We start from the raw sequence: 22,003 nt of genomic DNA, 5'->3' as shown, positions 1-22,003 counted from the left end.
AGTTCTATAAGGAACAGCATGTGCGTGGTAAATGGGTCTGTGATCAGTGTGACACTCTGACTCAGCAAGCGATGCCCACCAATAATTACCGGGATATAGGGTGTGACCAAAGGCTGTGCTGAAAATTGGGCAATTACGCCACCAATAAAAGGTCCAAGACCGAAACCAATCACGGTAATAATTGAACTGAATTGAGGTGCATTGTGTTTTTGCTGTTCAGGAATGGTGTAGACCAAACCGAGCATGGCAGAGGTACTGATGAGTCCCGAGGCAATCCCAATAATAAAGCGTCCGAAAGACAGCCACAGCGCATTGGAGGCAAAAACCGACAAAATGAGACCAACAATAATACAGCCCATGCCGATTTGCAGGGTTCTGAGAAAACCTAAACTGTTACTGGTACGGCCCAGAAACAACAGGGTGGCTAAACACCCAAACATATAAGCGACAAAAATATAGGTGATTTGACTGGGCAAGAGCCCCCAGAGCTGTTGGTAAATCGGGTACAGCGGACTGGCTAGCGCAGTACCAATAGTGCCCATACAGAGCGCAAGGCTGACCATGATAAAGGGTCGCCAAGATGATGGAGAAGAGGTCATTTAAATGTCACTGAGATACAGAAAAACTCATCGAATCAATCATTCTGTATATTGGGGGAAGAGGTTGGGAAAATAGTGTAATGCTGAATGTTTTAGTGGGTCAAATACAAGTTGTTACTTTAAGCATAACGTTTCAGCAGCTTTATAAATTCCGCAAGTTCCGTTTCATTCACTTCGGTACCTTCTGGTAAAACATGATGGCGTAAATGTGCCTCGATCAGTTCATTCATTAGACCATTCACCGCCCCTTTAATTGCTGCTACTTGCTGTAAAACATCGATACAACCGGCTTCTGGTTGTTGCAAGGCTTGTTCGACGGCGTTGATTTGACCTTGTAGACGCTTGACCCGATTTAGAATTTTTTTGTCCTGATGTAAATGACTCAACACATTTCTCCAAAAAATAAATATACTGTAGGGGAGTATATTTTAAATACATAACTTTATGAAAACTACCACATCCACTCGAATTCATCATCACCAATTTGATGAAGGCAATCCATTGACACAAAAACGTATTTTGCTGGCGACAATTTTAACGGCAGTTATGATGTTATTAGAAGTCATTGGTGGATGGATTTTTAACTCGATGGCTTTATTGGCGGATGGTTGGCATATGAGTTCGCATATGTTGGCATTGGGTTTAGCCTATTTTGCCTATTGTGCTGCGCGGCATTATGCACAGGATACTCGGTTCAGTTTTGGGACGTGGAAAATTGAAATTCTTGCAGGTTACAGTAGTGCAATTATATTGATGGTCGTGGCAGTGTTTATGGCCTTTCATTCAGTGGAACGTTTATTTAATCCTGTGCAAATTCATTATAACGAAGCGATTCCAATTGCGATTTTAGGGCTTGGGGTGAACTTGATTTGTGCGTGGTTATTGCATGATGACCATCACCATCACCATCACCATCACCATCACCATCACCATCATGAACATCAGCAGCCTTCACACGACCATCATGAGCATGTACATCATCATGATCTAAATCAAAAAGCAGCCTTTATGCATGTCGTGGCCGATGCAGTGACGTCTGTTTTAGCGATTGTGGCGCTATTTGCCGGGAAATGGATGGGGTGGAGTTTTCTGGATGCATTACTTGGTATCGTTGGAGCGCTACTGGTCGGTAAATGGGCCATTGGCTTGATAAAAGAAACAGGACGAACCTTGTTGGATGCAGAAATGCATCATCCAGTGGTCGATGAAATACGTGAAGTTTTGGATGAGTTAAATGGATCTGTTGAGATTACGGATTTGCACGTATGGAAAGTCGGTAAAGGCCAGTTTTCCTGTATTGTCGCTTTGGAAACGCCAGACAATTTAACTGCAGATCAAGTACGCGAAGCCTTATCCATTCATGAAGAAATTGTACATATTTCGGTTGAAATCAATCGTCCAAGTTTTGCATGAAATGTTCCACGTGAAACTTCGTGTGTTTATTGCGTAATGAACTGAAAAAAGCCCATAACTTTAGCTGATTTCAACATAGAATGAGCAAAAGTTTGACTTCAATAGAGTGATTTTATGTGGAAACAATTATGCGCCGTGTTGATGACTGCATCTCTTGCAACTGGAGTGATGGCCGATGCGTCTTTGGTTCAGAAACAACTGGCACAGAAACATCCCAATTTAAAAATCGATACTATCCAAAGCACCGAAATGCCCGGGGTGTATAGCGGCTTTGTTGAAGATCAAGTGGTGTATGTCAGTGAAAATGCCGATTACATCATTGCCGGTTCAATGATTCGGTTAAAAGATCAGAAAAATCTGACCAAGCAATTGATGCTGCGTCAGCAAAAAACTGATTGGAAAAAACTGCCTTTGCAAGATGCAATTAAAACCGTTCGGGGCAATGGAAAGCGTCAGATTGCGGTTTTTTCTGACCCCAATTGTCCTTATTGTAAGACGCTTGAAACAGAACTGGCAAAATTGAATGACGTGACGATTTATACCTTTGTGACGGCATTAAAACCACAATCGCTGGCACCGTCCAAACAGGTTTTTTGTGAACCCAGTCCTGAGTTGGCCTGGTATAATTTAATTAATCAAGGCATACAGCCGAAAAGTGCCAAAAGCTGTGCAAATCCAATTGAACGCAATTTAAAACTGGCAAGAAACTTAAAACTTGCGGGTACACCAGGCCTCGTATTCGCCAATGGTTCAATGCTGACCGGAGCCTACCCTGCTCATGAATTAGACGCAATTTTAAAAGATATTGCACCATGATCGGATGCTGAACTACCACTTTAAAATCGATAAAAAAATACCCGTCTTCGACGGGTATGTGTACGTTTAAGCTTTGGATTTTTGGGTGACCAAATTGTAGAGAAACAAAATAATAATGGCACCAATGACTGAGGCAATGAAACCTGCAACAGAGTTGTCACCGTATAGACCTAGTAAGCGTCCGCCATAGGTGGCCAATAATGAACCTGCAACCCCCAAAATGGTGGTCATGATGAAACCAATTTTGTCATCCCCGGGATGGATGGCACGTGCAATTAAACCAGCAATAAAACCCACGACAATCGCAACAATGAGTGACCACATGGTAACGCTCCTTTTATTATCTATTTGTTTTACGACATGTTTAGATTCTATATTCAAACAAAATCAGAGAGATCAAAAGCTTGAATCTGCTAAGAACTGTTGTTTTTTTGTTCAAGAAGAAATTCAAAAAATAAAAAAGTGGCCTTCGGCCACTCTTTAATGATGCATAGGACTTAAAGGCCAATTTCACCAATAAATGGAATATGACGATATTTTTGGTCATAGTCCAGACCATAGCCTACGATAAATTTATCTTCAACTTCGAAACCTAAAAACTTCACGTCGAGTTCAATTTCGCGGCGAGACGGTTTGCTAACCAGCGTACATAGCTCAATTGAATTTGGATTACGGGTTTTTAAGATTTCTAATACTTTGCTTAAGGTATTGCCTGAATCAATAATATCTTCCACAACCAACACGTCTTTGTCGTTGATGTCGCCATCTAAATCTTTAAGGATTTTCACATCACGTGTTGAAACAGTGCCACCGCCATAGCTCGATACAGTCATGAAATCGAGTTCGTGGGTTTTTGAAATTTCACGGCATAAGTCGGCCATAAAAATGACTGAACCGCGTAACAGACCAATCAGCACAAGTTCTTTATCACTATTGGCATAGTGTGCGTCAATTTTGGCGCCAAGCTCTTTGACTTTAGCTTGAATTTCTTCGGTGGAAATCAATACGCTCATTTGAACAGACATGGGAGATACCTAAAAATACAAATCAAAAAATAAAAAAGGTGTTGACCTGCAACACCTCTAAAGATTCACCCAATTTTAATACATCTAGAAGGGACTTGCATCCTTTTTGCTGCTGAAAATATAATCAGCTTGACCGTGAAGGATGATCTTGCTTGAGTAAACATGCACATCCAAGGAGAAGCAGGCTCCATTTTAGCCCAGCTTTTTTAGATTTCGGTCTGGTTCTGCGTTTTGGCATAAGCACATTGTCCAAAAATATAAGTCGCATGAATATTACGGTCATCGCCCATCAGCATCAGGGCAAACAAGGCATCTTCAATCTCTTTGGCATGTTGCTGGCGTAAGGCTTGTAACGCTGTGGCTTTAAGATCTAACACCACAAAATCTGCCTCTTTACCAACCGCGAAGTTACCAAGTTTATCGTCTAGGTCTAAGGCTTTTGCCCCACCCAAAGTTGCGTGATACAAGGCTTCAAAAGCAGACAATTTATCACCTTGCAGCTGTTGAACTTTATAGGCTTCATTGATGGTCTGTAATTGGTTAAAGGAAGTTCCTGCGCCAATATCAGTCCCCAAACCAACTTTCACCTGTTTGTCCCACGTCTTTTTCAAGGGAAATAAACCACTGCCTAAGAACAAATTCGAGGTCGGACAAAATGCAATCGCAGAGTCAGTCTCATGCATGCAGTCCCATTCAGATTCTTCCAAATGCACACAATGGGCAAACACCGAGCGTGAACCAGTTAAACCATAATGATGATAGACATCGAGATACCCTTGCTGCTCAGGGAATAAGCCCTTGACCCATGCAATTTCATTTTTATTTTCACTTAAATGTGTATGCACATAGACATCAGGATATTCAGCTTTTAACTCCCCTGCCCGTGCCAATTGCTCAGGTGTAGAGGTCGGGGCAAAGCGTGGGGTAATGGCATACAGGTTACGGCCTTTGCCATGCCATTTTTCAATCAGAGCTTTGGACTCTGTATAGCTACTTTCTGCGGTGTCACACAACGCTTCAGGTGCATGACGGTCCATCATGACTTTACCTGCAATGAGACGCATTTGATGCTGTTCTGCTGCATGGAACAGTGCATCTACCGACTGAGGATGTACGGTACAAAATACCAGTGCGGTCGTGGTGCCATTTTTCAGCAGTTCCTGTACAAAAAACGCAGCAATTTTTTCTGCATAAGCAGGATCTGCAAATTGTATTTCAGTTGGAAAGGTATAGGTGTTAAGCCACTCTAGAAGCTGCTCGCCATAGGCCCCGACCATTTCAGTTTGTGGATAATGAATATGGGTGTCGATAAAGCCCGGCACGATCAATTGGTCGGGATAATGTTGAACTTTAATGTCGTGTGGAAGGTGGGATTGCCCTTCCTGCCAAGAACCAAACCATTGAATTTTACCCGCTTGGGTAATTAATAATCCATCTTCAAAATAGCGCACTTGGTCGTGAATTTCACGTGCTTGGGCAACTGTATTCTGAATATCTAGAAAGCGACCACGGATCGCTGTAGATGCGATAACAGAAGACATGACATACCTGCAGTTTAGAATTTTTTCGGTTGATTGTAGCCTAAACAGGGTTTTTATGGCGATTTACGAAAGTTTTTATTTTGGATGCAAGACAACAGCATATTTTTGCTTAATTGGTTTAATTTATTCGCGAATTTTTTATAGCGAAAAGCTTTATCTTTAAATGCGGAGTCAGTACAGTGTCGGCATTGAAAAAAGAAGAGACATTTACCGTCATGTATTTTTGGAATACCAAAGCATTAGCACATGAATTATCTAGCAATACCCTCGATAAAAAGCATTATAAAAACTATTACCTTGTTACGGCTTTATTGGTTTCCGTGGTCTATTACTACGGCATGTATTCTCCTTATGGTGATGTTCGGGTGATTGGTGTTGAAGGACTTTTGACCTTATTGATTATGTTTATTGGGATTCAAAGTGCCTACAAAGCCAATGGTGGTGATGACGGTGAACATTTCTTAGGTCGCATCACAGCCTTATCTTTTCCGATTTTGCTACAAACTACGGTTGCAGGTGTGGTGTTTGGTGCGGTTCTATTAGGACTTTATTTTGCGCTCAATCTAGAAGGTACGGCCTTTGATGATTGGTATGAGTGGACGATTTCACTATTTACTCTGTTCCTGCAAATTTTGTTTTTTACGCGTTTGGTGGCTTATATGAAACGGGTTAAAGCACATACGATTTAATCTGTAAAATGTTGTGTATGCGAATGATAAGTTAAATTCTTTAGCCTTCACGACGGAGTCTTACATTTTAAAGTTCAGATGTTTGAAGCTCGTATGTTATTTGGGATAAGCCTAAATAAGAAACTCAAAATATATTTTGAGTTTGCAAGAAAAAAGCATTTGTCCTTCGCAAAACTCGTCAAATAGCATTTATGGATTTAGTCTTCGCAGAAACATGATTTATTTAAAGCCTGTTTGCCTCAAACAATTGCGAATGACATTTTTCACGTCTCATGTATCAGCATAACGATAAAAAAATAGTTCTTCTTTATCGATTAAAGAAGAACTATTTAAACTTTTCTGCTTTAAACAGGTGACTTAGAAAAGTACCTTATTCAACAAAATAATGTGCCGCAAAATGCGCATCGTTACCGATCACATCAAACACATCTTCACGTAGTGACATCCCCGCACATTCGTCTCCGACCATCCACAGACCCAAGGTCGGGAGCATGCCTTCATGCAATGGCGTTTTTACCCAGCGCTGCATGACATAACCATATTTGTCATAGTCGTCGAAGTAAAAGCTGCCGGAGGCTGCACCACAATCGACATTGTTTTGTAGGATATGAATGTTGGCACCTTCACGTGCCAAGATTGGCTTACGTACCCATTTTCCTGCGTAGTGAGCTTGTGCATCATAAGCATGGGTTTCTAACAACAACGGATGGTTCGAAAAGCGTTTCCATAGCTCGATCAGCAAGGCTTTATTGGAGAGCAGCATTTTCCAGCATGGTTCAATCCACTCAGTGTCAGGTTTGAGAAATTGCGAAAAATTTTCTTCCCAAATCCATTCCCACGGATACAGCTTAAATAAATGCTGAATTTCGTGTTGATGCAAATCCACAAAGTGTGTGCCATCCCAGCCGATGTTTTCCATCGACAGTTCACTGACATTTAAACCGGCCTGAAAAGCCGTATCCATGAGGTATTCTAAATTGCCCCAATCTTCACGGCCTGCTTCTTGGCAGGCAGCAAAATGGACACGACTATGTGCAGGATAGAGCTGTTTCCAACGTTCAATTAGCTTTTCATGAATGCTATTGAATTGATCACGGTTAGGGATATTTTCCACTTGTTCAATCCAATGCCACTGTGCAACAGACGCTTCGAGTAAACCTGTCGGTGTATCTGCATTGTATTCCAGCATTTTGATGGCTTGACCATCATAGGCAAAATCGAAGCGGCCATACAACATCGGTGCTTGGTTGTTCCATGAATGCTCAATTAAAGGAATTGCGGCTTTGGGAATTTGAAAATATTCGGGATAGTTACCGCGCTGGATCATATCCCCTGCAACCTCAAGGCACATCTGGTGCAATTCATTTGAGGCATCTTCAAGCTGTTCAATTTGTTGTAGGGTGAACTCGTAAGCTACACCTTCGGACCAATACATTGAGCCATCGCGTGATGGCAGGTTGTAATAGTCAAAACCAATGTCTTGATGCGCCTGTTGCCAGTTGGCGCGCTCAGGCAGTAAAACTCGTTTCATGTCTTAACCTCCGAACGAGCCTCCGCTACGTCCGAAGCCGCCACGGATGGGTTGTGACTTGGCATGGCTAAAAACACGGGTAGAGATTCTCGGTGAGCCTGTTGAATGGCGTCCATGTGCTTTGATGACTTGGCCCAAGTAGCGTACTTTACGGTTGTTTTTATAATATTGCGGGCCTAGATAAATGCTGGTAGAGCTGCCGTAGATTGACTCGTCATTTTCATTTGCAGGTTCGCACAGTTCAAAATTCCAGTCTTGGTAGCAGTTGTATTGGTTATTGTAAACGTCCTGTTGTAGGGTTTTAGAGCCGCTACATGCCGTAAGTAAAACCGGCACCACAACAAGAGTTAATTTTTTGGTACGCATGGATGAGTAACCTTTAGGTTCTTTTATTCTGTACAAGTTAAAACCGATGGTTTTAAGCCCGCTTATCATAGGGAGCTGTATGCATAAAGTACAGGGTAGGAAGAGAGGAAATCATTGGATTTGGCAGAGGATGTGCTAAAAATTGACCATAAAAAAGCCTCCCGATGTGGAAGGCTTTTACTTGAATGCTTAGAGTGTGGTTTCGTTGTACTTTTTACTGTGTCGAATCGACAACCACGCGGTAATGGTTAAGGTCACAACAATAAAGCCGAGGGAAATCCAGATCGGCATATGGAAAACATCGAGCAACAGCATTTTGCCACCAATGAATACCAAGATAATGCCAAGGCCATAAGGCAGGTAATGCATTTTCGATGCTGCGCCAGACAACAGGAAGAACATGGCACGTAAACCTAAAATCGCCATTAGGTTTGCAGTAAGAACAATGAATGGGTCAGAGGTTACGGCAAAAATCGCAGGAATGGAATCGACCGCGAAAATGACATCCGAAGCTTCCACCAAGATCAACACCAAAAACAGTGGTGTTGCCCAAAGCAGACCATTTTGACGCACAAAAAATTTGTCTTCATGCATCTGAGGGGTGATACGCATGTGTTTACGTAACCATTTTAAAATGGCCATATCTTCAATGTCTTTATCTTCATCGTCCTGCCCTTTCAGGAACTTAAAGCCGGTATACACCAAGAACGCACCGAAAATATACAGCACCCAAGAAAACTCTTGAACGAACCATGCGCCAATAAAAATAAAGATGGTACGTAGAACAATGGCCCCGAGTACGCCGTACAGCAGTAATTTACGTTGTAAAGCCGGTGGAATCGCAAAGGCTGCAAAGATCATGAGCCAGACAAAGACATTATCAATGGCAAGGGATTTTTCCAGCAGATAACCTGCAAAATATTCCATGACTTTGGTATTGGCAACGGCCACACCTGCGGTTTGTTGTAAGTACAGCCAGAGCGCGCCACCAAATAAGGTGGCGACCGAAACCCACGCAATACTCCAGTAGGCTGCGGTTTTGACTTTAATTTCTTGGCCTTTGTTATTTTTAAAGCCGATAAAGTCGATGAGTAGCATCACGGTAACCAAACCGAAAAATGCCAGATACAGCCATAATGTGCCGATCGTTTCCATGTGTATTCTCCACATCTAACAACCAGCCATAAAAAAACCTTGACCAGTTGCCAGACGAAATAAAACGTCTGAGACAACATGATCAAGGTCTTGCCTGCATCTGAAGAAACTTCGAGATGCTCAGATACCGACTTTTTGCAAAGTGTAATGACGATATTCTGACACGTAAATATTGATTTACGTTTGGAGGAGGCTACTCCCCTTGTTCAAATTCTGTTTTGGACTCAGTCCAAATATGCGGCGAAGCATGACAGTTTTTGGGTGCAAGTGCAATCTCGATTTACAATTTTTGGGTTAATTTATCGCAGCAATAAAGTCTCGACGTTGCACTAAAATAAAGGCCAATAGAGTGCCGAAAATGGCAAGAATACCACCGACAATCCCGATATAACTTAAGCCAAATTGGACACTGACGATCCCACCGAGTAAGGCGCCGCCACCGATCCCGACATTATACAGGCCCGAGTAAATGGCCATCGCTACGTCAGTGGCATCGGAGGCTAGGTTTAAGGTTTTGGATTGTAGTGCTAGGCTAAAACCAATAATGCTCATACCCCAAATCAAGCAGACGCTGCTGATGCCGATAAAATTGAAGGACAGCGGTAAAAGTAAAAGCATGGAGAGTGCCAAGCAAGCGGTACTCAATGGAATCGCAGATTTGGAATATTTACTGCCAAATTTCCCAAACAGATAAGAGCCAATAAAACCGGCACCACCAAAAATGAGTAATAAGGTAGTGGTTTGGCCTGAACTAAAATTTGCGACATTCAGTGCAAAAGGTTCGATATAGCTATAGGCCGTAAATTGTGCCGTAATCACCAAAATGGTTAATGCAAAAACCAACATTAGGCTTGGCCGTTGCACCAATAGTTTTAAGCTGCTGAGTGAGCCGGAGTTCATACTCGGCAGTAACGGTAAGGCTTTGGCTAATATTAAGCACACGATACTGGCGCCAATGGCAATCAAAGCAAAGGTATTTCGCCAACCATAAGCTTCACCGATCATACGGCCAAACGGAATACCGAGCACCATGGCCAAGGCGGTTCCGGTTGCGAGTAAGCCTAAGGCTTGGAATTCTTTACCTTTGGGAGCGACACGAACAGCCAGTGAAGCAGTAATCGACCAAAAGAGCGCGTGTGAAAATGCAATCCCAATACGACTCAGCAACAGAGTATTAAAACTCCATGCAAAATAAGACAGGACATGACTCAAAATAAATACAATAAACAAGGTAATGAGGAGAAACCGACGTTCGATATTTTTGGTCAGTAGCATAATGGGCAAGGAAATCGGCGCTACTACCCAAGCATAGAGCGTGATCATGATGCCCACATCGGTTGCAGCCATATTAAAGCTTTGACCGATATCACTAAGTAATGCGACAGGAACAAATTCTGTGGTATTAAAAATAAAGGCGGCAAATGCGAGCGCAATCACGCAGATCCATGAACCTGAAGTGGTCGAATCAGAAGAGGGAGAAGCAGACATGCTTGTCTTCGCTTAAAAAGATGGGCGCTATTTTAACGCCAGATAGAGCCCACAGGAAATCATTTTCAGTGCATGAGATTGCTAGAGAGCTTAATAAAAAACAACAGTATTGATGCATGAAACATGCGAGTTTATAAAAAAATCAAAAGGAAGGAAAAATGCTAGTCCAACAAACAGATAATCAAAAAAAAGGGGCTTTTTTTGTTGAGCAAGATGGGGAGAGATTGGCTGAAATGACCTATTCATGGGCGGGAGAGGATAAATTTATTATCGATCATACCGACGTCAGCGATACTTTACGTGGGCAAGGAATTGGTCGGCATTTATTGGATGCAGCTGTGAATTTTGCCCGTGAAAAACAGGTTGAAATTATCCCGTTCTGTCCTTACGCGAAGTCAGTTTTTGATAAAGATTCCACCCTGCATGATGTACTACGCTAAAGCGAGATTATGCAGAGTCTTAGATAAAAAATAGCTAATCAATCAGTGGGAAGGATTTATTTGATTTGAATCAAGAGTTTGAATAGGCTAAAAGCGAGATTTATACATTGAAATGATTAGTAATGTTGCAACAATGAGCAAGATCAAGATGGCGATGAGATAGAGATCCATAAGAGAAATATCCGGCAAGTGTGAACTTGAATTGTTTTTAAATTAACGTGAATAAGGTACAGATTTATTGTGCGTTAACTGCTAAGTTAAGTTGTATTTATTCTGTTTGATTACACGGATACGTTTGTTACATCACATATTTTTTTATAAATAGGGAGCAATAATAATGGCTTTTCAACATATAGATGATCGTCAAAAAGGCGTATTTTTTCAGTTAAATGATCAGGGACAACGTATCGCGGAAATCAGCTATATTTGGCGTGATGAAAAGACCATTGATGCCAACCATACATGGGTCGATGATTCATTGCGTGGTCAAGGTACGGCGCGCCAGCTTTTGGATGTTTTAGTGAATTTTGCCCGTGAACAGGATTTAAAAATTATTCCAACTTGTTCTTATGTCGATGTGATGTTTCGTCGGGAAGAAAGTTTTGTGGATGTTGCCGCTTAAAACATAAAAAAAGCCCGCGAAGCGGGCTTTTAACTGATCACTGAGCTTATTAAGCTTGCAGTGCAGTGATTAATTTTTGATGTAAACCACCAAAACCACCATTCGACATAATCACCACGGCATCGCCCTCACCTGCCTCGGCAACCACGGTTTGAATGATTTCATCCAGCGAGCGTGCCACCACAGCTTTATTCGCAGCAGCGTCAATCACGGGTTGTAGATCCCAATCTAAACCTTCAGGTTGATACCAAATCACTTCATCGGCTAAGCGTGCAGAATGTGCAAGGCCATCTTTATGGCTACCCATGCGCATGGTATTAGAACGTGGCTCGATCACCGCCCACAATTTACGTTCACCGAGACGCTTACGTGCGCCTTCCAGTGTGGTATCAATAGCAGTGGGGTGATGGGCAAAGTCATCATAAACCTCAATGCCACGAACTGTACCCAGAAGCTCCATACGGCGTTTTACACCGCCAAAGTTAGACAATGCTTCACAAGCTATTTCAATTGACACACCAACATGCTCTGCCGCAGCAATGGTTGCCAGAGCATTGGCAACACTATGTTGGCCGGTCATATTCCATTTGACTGTGCCCTTCACTTCACCGTGTTGCAGAACGTTGAAATGTGAGCCATCGGCAGATAACTGTTCTGCGTAAACTTCTGCACGGTCATGAGCTTCCAATGAGGTCCGTGTGACAGGTGTCCAGCAGCCCATTTCGAAGACTTCATCGATATTGGTTTCAGTAATCGGCGCAATGATGCGACCTTCAGATGGAATAGTACGTACCAAATGATGGAATTGTTTTTGAATCGCAGCCAAGTCATCAAAAATATCGGCATGGTCAAATTCAAGGTTATTTAAAATTGCCGTTTTTGGATGGTAATGCACGAACTTCGAGCGTTTATCAAAAAACGCAGAATCATATTCATCAGCTTCGACACAGAAGTATTGACCGCCACCTAAACGCGCGCTTTCGCTAAAGCCTAGAGGTACACCGCCAATTAAAAAACCCGGGTTTAAACCGGCTTGATCGAGTACCCACGCCAGCATAGTGGTGGTGGTGGTTTTACCATGTGTCCCTGCCACACCTAAAACGTGTTTGCCTTGAAGCACATGATCTGCAAGGAATTGTGGACCTGAAATATACGGTAGGCCTTCATTCAACATATATTCAACCACATCAATGCCACGTTTCATGGCATTACCGACAATCACCAAATCTGGATGAGGTTGTAAATGGCTACGGTCATAGCCTTGCATCAAGCTAATGCCTGCATTTTCAAGTTGGGTTGACATCGGTGGGTATACGTTTGCATCTGACCCTGTCACCTTATGTCCTAAATCACGAGCTAACAGTGCCAATGAACCCATAAAGGTGCCACAAATACCCAAAATATGCAGATGCATTCGTTTTTACTCCACTGCTTTTATAGACACATCACTTTGTTGTTGTGGTGTTGTCATTATAAATTTGACTTAAAAGGTTAATTTGATTTGAAAGCAACGATAGCAAGGGTTTAGGGGAAAAGATAGTTTTTCTTGTTATGATTTTGAAGGTGATATTTTTCATCATAAATAAAGCCTATTGATTGCTGAATAAATAAAATGACCACATAAAATGATGCGTTTAAGATGCCTAAATCTAAGCACAATAAAACCGAGAAAATTGACCTATTAAAAGCTCTACCCATAGTCTTGGATAAGTTGTCTATGGACTACATATTTCTGTTTAGCTCTATTTTAAGGATTCGATTTAATTGCAAGATGACGGGTGTGAATCAACAGTTGTGATGATCAAGATTTTTTACTTTGAAAATGCAGTGTACTCTATGCGCGCATCCAGAAACTTTGAGCTAAAAATGGTTTCATCCCTCCCGCTTCTACTCCTCATTATTTCCAATTGTTTTATGACTTTGGCCTGGTATGGTCATCTTAAGTTTTTACACGGTGCACCGCTGTGGCAAGCGATTTTATTTGGTTGGATCATTGCTTTATTGGAATACAGTTTTATGATTCCTGCGACCCGCTTATTGGCGCAACACGGTTGGTCTATGGGGCAAATGAAGATCACTCAAGAAGTCGTAACTTTATTGGTTTTTGTCCCTTTTATGATTTTTCTATTTAAACAGCCCTTTAAATTGGACTATTTATGGGCAGGATTATGTCTCTTGGGCTGTATTTACTTCGTGTTTCGTAGCCAATAAGGATGGTACTAAAAAGCTATTTGGCTATTTTTAATTAATCTTGTAAAGAATGCTGCAAAAATAATAAAAATACGCTGTTAGTTTGGCGGTTAAATTTCGGTGAGATGAAATTTCAGTCTATAATATGGGGCTCTTATTAAAGCTTGGCTCTAGTCGAGATTTACGCTCTCTTAATTATCTCTGGAAACATTGCAATGAATGCGGCCGCTTCACAAGACACTCCTCTCGTTGGAATTATCATGGGTTCTCAATCGGATTGGGCAACTTTGGAAAACACAGCCAATATGCTGAAACAGCTTGGCGTCCCTTTTGAAGCAGAAGTGGTCTCTGCACACCGTACTCCAGACCGATTATTCGAATATGCCGAAACTGCGCGTGACCGTGGTATTCAAGTGATTATTGCCGGTGCAGGCGGTGCAGCACATTTACCAGGAATGTGTGCGGCAAAAACAGATCTTCCTGTATTGGGCGTTCCTGTTAAATCATCGATTTTAAATGGTGTGGATTCACTGCTTTCAATCGTGCAAATGCCTGCGGGTATTGCTGTGGGCACTTTAGCGATTGGACCTGCGGGTGCAACTAATGCGGCAATTATGGCAGCACAAATTTTAGGTTTAACTCGTCCTGACATTGCAAAAAGTGTTGCGGAATTCCGTGCTGCACAAACTGAAAAAGTTGCTAGCAAAAATATTCCAGGTCAAAACTAAGCCAAGCGTTAAAATGGGACAAATGTTATGAATAAAACCATTGGTATTTTTGGTGGTGGCCAGTTGGGTCGCATGATGGCGCAAGCTGCCCTACCACTAAACATTCAATGCACATTCTTTGAAGCCAATACTGACTGCCCGTCTGCGGCTTTAGGTCAGGTGATTTCAACGAATGCCGTAAATGGTTTGCAAGACTTCATCAACAGTGCAGATGTATTTAGTTTAGAATTTGAAAATACACCCCTCACCGATGTGGATGTATTAACCAAAAACAAAGACTTGCACCCTCCTCGCCAAGCTTTGGCTATCGCTCAGCATCGTTTGTCTGAAAAAGCTTTGTTTGATGAACTGTCAATTCCAGTAGCACCATATAAAGCGGTTACTTCACCTGAAAGTTTACAATCTGCTGTGGCTGAACTGGGTTTACCAATCGTCTTAAAAACCTCACGCGGTGGTTACGATGGTAAAGGTCAATTTGTGCTGCGCACAGCGGATCAAATGGATCAAGCATGGGCGGAACTTGGCCCTGCCGGTGAATTGATTGCAGAAAGCTTTGTCACCTTCTCGCGCGAAGTGTCGATCATTGCGGTACGTGGGCAAAATGGTGATGTGAAAACGTGGCCTTTGGCTGAAAACCATCATCACAATGGCATCTTGTCGCATTCGATTGTACCTGCGCCAAACAGTGCGGATTTACAACCGGTTGCGCAAGACTACATCACTCGCCTGCTGAATCATCTGAACTATGTTGGTGTGTTGACGCTTGAGCTGTTTGTGACTGACAAAGGCCTATATGCCAATGAAATGGCACCACGCGTACACAACTCAGGCCATTGGTCGATTGAAGGTGCTGTATGCTCTCAGTTTGAAAACCATATTCGTGCTGTCGCTGGCTTGCCTCTAGGTTCAACTGAAGTGGTGCGTCCAACGGTGATGGTGAACATCATTGGTCAATATCCTAAGTCTGAGGATGTGTTGGCACTCAATGGCGCGCATTTGCATCTGTATAACAAAACAGAGCGTGAAGGTCGCAAAATTGGCCACATTACCTTAATGCCGAACGATACGGCTGAATTGACCAATCTCTGCCGAGCATTGGCGAAAATTTTGCCGAATCCACTGGCACTTAGCGAAGATATGAGCATTTAAACTCAAGTTTGAATGATAAAAAAGCGGTCATGTGTATGGCTGCTTTTTTTATGTCTGAACTTCGGGCATGATTGCGCCTCTTCGCAATTGCACACCGTTTATCGGTGGATCGTGATGGATCTATTGATCACAAACGATTCAATCGTTTATACATAATCAGCTGAAAAATCTCCTTAATGATGGACCTTTCTTGGCTCAATCAAACGGACAAATCATCTTCAAAAAAAGAATGGGGGTGAAGTTTTGAATTCAAAGTTGTGTTTTTAAATTTAAAAATATGAATTCATTGGTAGGATTTTAAATTTAAACAATTTGAATTCAAAATTAAAATGATTCGAGTATGTTGGTCTGTATTGTAATTTTTCTCATTAATCTTTTGTTTTTGCTTAAAATAATAAGAAATCGTTAATTTTTAACACTTGTGGATAACTTAAGGCGGCAGTACTTTTGTTTTTAAATTTAAAAGTTTTGAATTTAAATTCATTTGTCTTGTGTTTTGAAATGAATTTAAAAGCTGGGTTGTGGATAATTATTTTTGAATTCAAATTTCAAAAATGAATTTAAAGTTGAAGAAAATATGAATTTAAATTTACGTTTTGCGTCTTTAACTTTTACTTTGAGCTGCTATTGTTAAGACCACAATTTAAATTCAAAAAAGATCAAGGGTATGAAACTTCATTTAGGATTTGTTGTCGGGACCGTTTTCTTGGCGATGACTCAGGCAAATGCCGAGTTGATTATTAATGGTCAGTCTGTTAATGCGTCTAGCTTGCCGACTAAGAGCAGTCATGTGACGCCACAAAATAACTTTCAAGCTTGTTTAGCCAATTTACGTTCATCAGCGATTAATGCCGGTGTGAGTGCATCGACTTATGATCGCTATACGCAAAATCTAAGTCCTGATTATTCTGTGATTGAAAAACTCAATTATCAACCTGAGTTCTCAACACCGATTTGGGATTATCTGTCTGGTTTAGTCGATGAGGAGCGTGTGCAGCTGGGTCAGCAAAAATTGGCGCAGCATCGTGAGGTATTAAATCGCGTCGCGGCAGCGTATGGCGTTCCTGCGGAAACTGTGGTGGCAGTTTGGGGTGTTGAAAGTAATTTTGGTGATATTTCCGGAACTTATCCTTTATTGCAGTCTTTGGGCACGCTGAGCTGCGAAGGCCGTCGTCAAAGTTATTTCCGTGGTGAATTTTTTGCAGCGATGCGAATTTTGCAGCGCGGTGATCTGAATGAATCGCAGCTTAAAGGCTCATGGGCAGGTGCCTTTGGTCATACCCAGTTTATGCCAAGTACTTATGAAGAGTTAGCAGTTGATTTTGATGGTGATGGTCGTCGAGATTTGGTCTCGAGTACGACCGATGCATTGGCCTCTACAGCGAATTTCTTGAAAAAACGAGGTTGGCAAACCGGACAGCCATGGGGTTTTGAAGTCAAAATTCCTGAAGGTATGTCAATTAGTGGTGAAAGCCGCCGTAATAAAAAGTCCTTGGACAGTTGGATCAATCGTGGTGTAGTGCGCGCAGATGGTACGTCTTTGCTACAAGGTGATCTCTTGGGTGCAAGCCAAGCGGGATTGATGGCACCAGCAGGTGCAGGCGGACCAGTATTCTTGGTATTTAAAAATTTTGACGCTATTTATAGTTATAATGCAGCAGAAAGTTATGCCTTAGCGATTGCACATTTATCCGATCGTTTACAGGGCAAAGGTGGCTTTAGTACCACTTGGCCAACCGATGATGCAGGAACGTCACGTGCCGAACGGCGTGAAATTCAGCAATTCTTGCTTAATCGCGGTTATGACATTGGTAAAGTAGATGGACTTATTGGTGATAAAACGCGTCAAGCCATTCGCCAAGAACAAAATCGACTCGGTTTAAGCCCAACAGGGCGTGCAGGACAGCAAATTTTACGAGCCTTTCGTAATGAAAATGCCAAAAGCATGATGAAATAGAAATATGAAATGTAAAAAGGTCTGCTTCTAATCTGCAGACCTTTTTTATTGAACCGTGATTAATAAAAGTTAAACTGCGGTGATGGTGCCTAAAATACGATAACCCTCAGCGCCAGTGACACTCGGTAAATTGCCGCTGAGTTGATGGGTAAAACGCATTGCCAGCCATGCAAAGGCAGTTGCCTCGACCCATGTCGGGCTTAAACCTAAGTCCGCAGTGCTTTGCACCGTCCATTCGTGTTTGCGCAAACGCCAACGCAGTTGTTCGAGTAAATGTGAGTTATAAGCCCCACCACCACAAACATAGACTTCACCGGTGTCCATGTCGGAACGGTAAATGGCTTTTTTAATCGCGCGAGTGGTGAGTTTCATTAAGGTGGCTTGAATATTTTCAGGCATATCTTCTAATTCATCATATTCGAGGTCATTACGCCAATCGAGAATTTGTTCATCTAGCCATTCAAGGTTAAAGTCTTCACGGCCAGTACTTTTTGGTGGCTCTTTTGAGAAAAACTCGTGTGCTTGTAAACGGTCAAGCAGGCTACGAATAGGTTGACCATAGGCCGCCCAATTGCCATTTTCGTCATAAGGTTGACCAGTATATCGATGACACCAAGCATCCATCAAAATATTGGCTGGGCCAGTGTCAAAGCCATAAACCGCTTCAGGTTGGCCAGCAGGTAACATGCTGACATTGGCAATGCCGCCTAAGTTTAAAATCACGCGATGGATGCTGTCATGCTGAAATAAAGCTTGATGGAAAGCCGGTACTAAAGGTGCACCTTGACCGCCCGCTGCCATATCACGACGGCGAAAATCTGAAATTACGGGGATTTTTGTGAGTTCTGTAATGATATTGGGGTCGCCAATTTGCAAGGTAAAGCCGTGCTCCGGACGGTGGCGAATGGTTTGCCCATGCGAGCCAATCGCCTCAATTTTGCTACGATCTAATTGATTTTTTTCGATTAATTCATTAATACCGTGACCAATCATTTGCGCCAGCGCGACATCGGCTTTACCCATGCGGTCGATTTCGTTGTCATTGGGCAAAGTGAGGGCCATCAGTTCATCACGAAGGTCAGGATCAAAGGGTAGCGTAAGCGTTGCATGAATCTCTAAGGGATCAAAAGAAGCAGCGGCAATATCGACACCATCCATGCTTGTGCCCGTCATTACCCCAATATAGATCGCTGTCATGATGATTCTTAAGCCTGCAATATGCTGAAAAAGTGTTAGTATATCGCACAAATTGAATAACTGATGTGTTTGGGTTTTGTGATGTCAAATTTCCTGCCAGCTGAAGAACAACTTGCTCTCATTCAACGAGGCACTCATGAAATTATTTCTGAGGAAGATCTTCTAAAGAAATTAAAAGAGAATCGTCCATTAAAAATTAAAGCGGGTTTTGACCCAACTGCACCTGATTTGCACTTAGGTCATACGGTTTTAATCAACAAGTTAAAAGTGTTTCAAGATCTTGGTCATGAAGTCTATTTCTTGATTGGTGACTACACCGCGATGATTGGCGACCCAACTGGGAAAAGTGCAACACGCCCGCCATTGTCGCGTGAGCAAGTATTGGAAAACGCAAAAACTTATCAAGAACAAGTGTTTAAAATTCTTGATCCAAACAAAACCAAAGTGGTGTTTAATTCTGAATGGTTTGCAACAAAAACTGCTGCTGATCTCATCCAATTGGCTTCACAGCAAACTGTAGCGCGTATGTTAGAGCGTGATGACTTTACAAAACGTTATAACAGCCATCAACCGATTGCGATCCATGAATTTTTATATCCATTGGTGCAAGGTTATGACTCGATTGCATTGGAAGCTGACGTTGAGCTAGGTGGTACAGACCAAACCTTTAACTTATTGATGGGGCGTACTTTACAAGGTCGTTTCAATCAAGAGGTACAAGTCTGCATTACTGTACCGATTCTTGAAGGTTTAGATGGCGTGAATAAAATGTCTAAATCTTTAGGCAACTATATTGGTGTATTTGATGCACCGGGTGCAATGTACCAAAAAGTACTTTCAATGCCAGATGCTTTGATTGAGCGTTATTTTGACTTACTGAGCTTTAAAACTGTTGAAGAAATTCAAGTGTTGTTAAAAGAAGTGGCTGAAGGTCGTAACCCACAAGAAGTGAAGAAAATTCTTGCACTTGAGTTGGTAGAGCGTTTCCATGGCGCAGAAGCGGCTGAAAACGCGCATAAAGGTGCAGGTAACCTGATCACTGAAGGTGAATTACCAGAAGGGACACCTGAAATCACCATTTCACGTGGTGAATTTGGCGGCGAAATTTTCATTACATCGATTCTACGTGAATCTGGCTTGACTAAAAACGCAGCACAAGCAAAAGATGCTTTAGGTCGTGGTGCAGTAAAAGTCGATTGGGAAGTGGTAGATGCAGGTTATTCTGTGTCTGAAAATAAGACTTTGATCATTCAAGCGAGTAAAAAAGCCATCGCAAAAGTCACCTTTATTGATTAATCATTTCTTAATTTTTTAATTAAGTTATTGAATTAAAAGCAGGCTTTGGCCTGCTTTTTTTATGGGATTTATATATTAATAATATAAATAAGCAAATTCAAAAAAAACCTTATAAAAACAACACTTAAATTTTCCAAAATCTGTTGCATTTCTTAAAATTTATGTATAAGATTTCTGCATCTAGAGAGATACAAACCATCTAGAGGGTACATAACGATAACTCCACTTTTTAGTGAGTCTCTTCCCCAGGGGACTCTTTTTTTAGTGGAGAATGAGATAACTATAATAACTACACGATGGATCGACTAAAGATTCAATTCTAAGGGAGAGGTTTTGGGAGAGATCTTTCCCTTCTTTATGTCTAAACTTTTTACTTCCTCCATTTTTTAATAGCTTTATCACCTCTATTTCGTGTAGTGCTCATCACAGTATTCAAAAAAAGGCCCCAAAAGCTGGGGCACTAAATTTTTAGAAGCTGATCTTTTGACATATATATGCTTTAACTGCTTAGCTTTGTGCTTTGAATTGCATAAAGCTGAGTTTGGGTAAAATACGCTTTACCAATGTACCTACCAATAATGCGGTGATAATCGTACCTTCACGAACCCCCACAATTTCATGAAGCACTAATCCACTAGCAATCACGGCAATACTGACTAAGATAATATCGCCATAGGTTTTGCAGTTGCCAAAATCCAGTTTAAAGCGCACAGCGATGGCTTGATAAAGACCTTCAGCGGCTAAAAAAATTAATCCTGCTTGAATAACAAGACTAACGCCGATCGCGGTAATCAGACAGCTTGCCAGACAAGTGAGCAGTTGTAGCGCATAGAGTTCAATACTCCAACCTTGTGTAAGCCACATTAATGCATCGATAAAAGCACCAAATAAAATACCGACTGGGAGTTGCAGCCACTGAACCCATTGAAACTTGGATTTTAAAATCAGCATTTGCAGCAAAATCATCACAATATGCATCAGTACAGTCAATGTGCCGACACTCAGTGGAAAAATATAACTAAAACTATAAGGGACAGAGGAAATCGGTGATGTCCCGAGATTGGAGTGAATCGATAGCACAACGCCAAAGGCCAGTAAGCCTAGCCCACTCAAAAGCAGTAATAAGCGGGGAATAAAATGCGTTGGCATAATTCGACCTTGAAAAATAAAAATAGTGTACGGAATTTAAAAACACTGCTCTATGAGCCAAAAGCCTCAAAATAATGGCGTTTTATAACAGTGATCGTTAATAGTGATTATTAGAGAGCTTTAGCAGTAAATTACATGTGATTTTGGAAGTGATACAGGATTTGTTATTTGAGCTTTAAAATTGTAGTCGTTGAGTGCGAAACTATCATTCGTTGAATATATAAAAGTACATATAGAACTACTGATAGATCTGAATGAAATCTATTAATAGAGGAATGAAAAATTAAATTTTGTGCTTTTAGCGTCTTTAAATAGATTTTTACTACGAAATATAGAGCATTGATGATTTATTAATCAATGGTGTGTAATTAAGGACTAAAAGTGATGAAATAATTTTGCTGGAAATAAATCATCCTTTAAATAAAATTCGGTATAAGTCGAAATATTTTATAAAAAATGGCTAAAAAATAGGTAAAAATGCAACTTTTTTAGCGAAAATGTAGAAAAAAGATACATACGTGAAGAATATCGTGAATTGGGGGTTGCAATGATTCTGAAATCCTCTAGAATGCACCCCATACCGACGAGATAGCCGGAACGAACGAAGCGCGAATCGCTGAGTTGTTAGGGTTTATCGAAGTCCAGCTTCTAG

The 22,003-nt window shown here is 41.6% G+C and carries 21 protein-coding genes and 1 pseudogene; 10 read left to right on the top strand and 12 right to left on the bottom strand.

From position 1 onward, the window contains the following. Nucleotides 1–77 precede the first annotated feature (77 nt). Both ACN6OV_RS04540 and ACN6OV_RS04535 read right to left on the bottom strand, forming a co-directional pair. A pseudogene (locus tag ACN6OV_RS04540) lies at nt 78–563 on the bottom strand (MFS transporter); the annotation flags it as partial. A gap of 155 nt (nt 564–718) precedes the next feature. Next, nucleotides 719–985 carry a metal/formaldehyde-sensitive transcriptional repressor gene (locus ACN6OV_RS04535; RefSeq protein ID WP_427950021.1) on the bottom strand — a complete coding sequence of 89 codons (267 nt, stop codon included), beginning with the start codon at nt 983–985 and terminating at the stop codon, nt 719–721. Between the two features lie 58 nt (nt 986–1,043). Between ACN6OV_RS04535 and dmeF the strand changes: the two genes are divergently transcribed. Then, nucleotides 1,044–2,012, top strand: a complete 969-nt coding sequence (dmeF, locus tag ACN6OV_RS04530; RefSeq protein ID WP_427950019.1) for a CDF family Co(II)/Ni(II) efflux transporter DmeF — start codon at nt 1,044–1,046, stop codon at nt 2,010–2,012. Nucleotides 2,013–2,126: 114 nt separating this feature from the next. Next, nucleotides 2,127–2,828, top strand: a complete 702-nt coding sequence (locus ACN6OV_RS04525; RefSeq protein ID WP_427950017.1) for a DsbC family protein — start codon at nt 2,127–2,129, stop codon at nt 2,826–2,828. A gap of 66 nt (nt 2,829–2,894) precedes the next feature. On the opposite strand, the gene ACN6OV_RS04520 is transcribed toward ACN6OV_RS04525, so the two are convergent. The 3 genes from ACN6OV_RS04520 to guaD form a co-directional block, all read right to left on the bottom strand. Further along, nucleotides 2,895–3,152: a GlsB/YeaQ/YmgE family stress response membrane protein gene (locus ACN6OV_RS04520; protein WP_427950014.1), complete on the bottom strand. Its 258-nt coding sequence runs from the start codon at nt 3,150–3,152 to the stop codon at nt 2,895–2,897. Nucleotides 3,153–3,325: 173 nt separating this feature from the next. Beyond that, on the bottom strand, nt 3,326–3,853 hold the full coding sequence (gene hpt / locus ACN6OV_RS04515) for a hypoxanthine phosphoribosyltransferase (protein ID WP_427950011.1): 528 nt from the start codon (nt 3,851–3,853) through the stop codon (nt 3,326–3,328). 206 nt (nt 3,854–4,059) lie between these two features. Next, the gene (guaD, locus tag ACN6OV_RS04510; RefSeq protein ID WP_427950008.1) at nt 4,060–5,394 is read right to left on the bottom strand and encodes a guanine deaminase; all 1,335 of its coding nucleotides are present in this window, start codon (nt 5,392–5,394) and stop codon (nt 4,060–4,062) included. Between the two features lie 215 nt (nt 5,395–5,609). Here guaD and ACN6OV_RS04505 point away from each other — a divergent pair, with 215 nt between their 5' ends. Then, the gene (locus tag ACN6OV_RS04505; RefSeq protein ID WP_427950027.1) at nt 5,610–6,083 is read left to right on the top strand and encodes a hypothetical protein; all 474 of its coding nucleotides are present in this window, start codon (nt 5,610–5,612) and stop codon (nt 6,081–6,083) included. Between the two features lie 370 nt (nt 6,084–6,453). On the opposite strand, the gene ACN6OV_RS04500 is transcribed toward ACN6OV_RS04505, so the two are convergent. From ACN6OV_RS04500 to ACN6OV_RS04485, 4 genes are all read right to left on the bottom strand, one after another. After that, nucleotides 6,454–7,614: a glutathionylspermidine synthase family protein gene (locus ACN6OV_RS04500; RefSeq protein WP_427950006.1), complete on the bottom strand. Its 1,161-nt coding sequence runs from the start codon at nt 7,612–7,614 to the stop codon at nt 6,454–6,456. Nucleotides 7,615–7,617: 3 nt separating this feature from the next. Then, a complete protein-coding gene (locus ACN6OV_RS04495) occupies nt 7,618–7,980 on the bottom strand; it encodes a hypothetical protein (protein WP_427950003.1) in 363 nt (120 codons plus the stop codon). Nucleotides 7,981–8,169: 189 nt separating this feature from the next. Next, a complete protein-coding gene (locus ACN6OV_RS04490; RefSeq protein ID WP_427950001.1) occupies nt 8,170–9,135 on the bottom strand; it encodes a TerC family protein in 966 nt (321 codons plus the stop codon). Nucleotides 9,136–9,429: 294 nt separating this feature from the next. Next, the gene (locus tag ACN6OV_RS04485) at nt 9,430–10,623 is read right to left on the bottom strand and encodes a sugar transporter (RefSeq protein ID WP_427949998.1); all 1,194 of its coding nucleotides are present in this window, start codon (nt 10,621–10,623) and stop codon (nt 9,430–9,432) included. 158 nt (nt 10,624–10,781) lie between these two features. On the opposite strand from ACN6OV_RS04485, the gene ACN6OV_RS04480 reads away from it, so the two are divergent. Then, nucleotides 10,782–11,063, top strand: coding sequence for a GNAT family N-acetyltransferase (locus ACN6OV_RS04480; protein ID WP_427949995.1), 282 nt, complete (start codon nt 10,782–10,784; stop codon nt 11,061–11,063). A 337-nt stretch (nt 11,064–11,400) separates the two neighbouring features. Further along, nucleotides 11,401–11,685 carry a GNAT family N-acetyltransferase gene (locus ACN6OV_RS04475; RefSeq protein WP_427949992.1) on the top strand — a complete coding sequence of 95 codons (285 nt, stop codon included), beginning with the start codon at nt 11,401–11,403 and terminating at the stop codon, nt 11,683–11,685. A 49-nt stretch (nt 11,686–11,734) separates the two neighbouring features. On the opposite strand, the gene mpl is transcribed toward ACN6OV_RS04475, so the two are convergent. Further along, nucleotides 11,735–13,099: a UDP-N-acetylmuramate:L-alanyl-gamma-D-glutamyl-meso-diaminopimelate ligase gene (mpl, locus tag ACN6OV_RS04470; protein ID WP_427949989.1), complete on the bottom strand. Its 1,365-nt coding sequence runs from the start codon at nt 13,097–13,099 to the stop codon at nt 11,735–11,737. Nucleotides 13,100–13,551: 452 nt separating this feature from the next. Here mpl and ACN6OV_RS04465 point away from each other — a divergent pair, with 452 nt between their 5' ends. From ACN6OV_RS04465 to ACN6OV_RS04450, 4 genes are all read left to right on the top strand, one after another. Next, complete coding sequence (locus ACN6OV_RS04465; RefSeq protein ID WP_427950024.1) at nt 13,552–13,896, top strand: DMT family protein; 345 nt, start codon at nt 13,552–13,554, stop codon at nt 13,894–13,896. Between the two features lie 194 nt (nt 13,897–14,090). Continuing rightward, a complete protein-coding gene (gene purE, locus ACN6OV_RS04460; RefSeq protein WP_427949987.1) occupies nt 14,091–14,603 on the top strand; it encodes a 5-(carboxyamino)imidazole ribonucleotide mutase in 513 nt (170 codons plus the stop codon). A gap of 27 nt (nt 14,604–14,630) precedes the next feature. Then, nucleotides 14,631–15,752, top strand: coding sequence for a 5-(carboxyamino)imidazole ribonucleotide synthase (locus tag ACN6OV_RS04455; RefSeq protein WP_427949985.1), 1,122 nt, complete (start codon nt 14,631–14,633; stop codon nt 15,750–15,752). A gap of 667 nt (nt 15,753–16,419) precedes the next feature. Then, nucleotides 16,420–17,709, top strand: a complete 1,290-nt coding sequence (locus ACN6OV_RS04450; RefSeq protein WP_427949983.1) for a lytic murein transglycosylase — start codon at nt 16,420–16,422, stop codon at nt 17,707–17,709. A 69-nt stretch (nt 17,710–17,778) separates the two neighbouring features. Here the strand turns inward: ACN6OV_RS04450 and ACN6OV_RS04445 are convergent, their stop codons facing one another. Beyond that, entirely contained in the window at nt 17,779–18,906 is a 1,128-nt protein-coding gene (locus ACN6OV_RS04445) for an anhydro-N-acetylmuramic acid kinase (RefSeq protein ID WP_427949980.1), read from the bottom strand. A gap of 63 nt (nt 18,907–18,969) precedes the next feature. Between ACN6OV_RS04445 and tyrS the strand changes: the two genes are divergently transcribed. Further along, nucleotides 18,970–20,202, top strand: coding sequence for a tyrosine--tRNA ligase (gene tyrS, locus ACN6OV_RS04440; protein ID WP_427949978.1), 1,233 nt, complete (start codon nt 18,970–18,972; stop codon nt 20,200–20,202). A gap of 507 nt (nt 20,203–20,709) precedes the next feature. Here the strand turns inward: tyrS and ACN6OV_RS04435 are convergent. Then, nucleotides 20,710–21,351, bottom strand: coding sequence for a YczE/YyaS/YitT family protein (locus tag ACN6OV_RS04435; RefSeq protein ID WP_427949975.1), 642 nt, complete (start codon nt 21,349–21,351; stop codon nt 20,710–20,712). Nucleotides 21,352–22,003: the final 652 nt, after the last annotated feature.

This window comes from Acinetobacter sp. (assembly GCF_050285345.1).
Classification (GTDB): Bacteria; Pseudomonadota; Gammaproteobacteria; order Pseudomonadales; family Moraxellaceae; genus Acinetobacter.
Note: the sequence above shows the minus strand (reverse complement) of the source record. Positions and strands in the feature narration are given on the sequence as shown.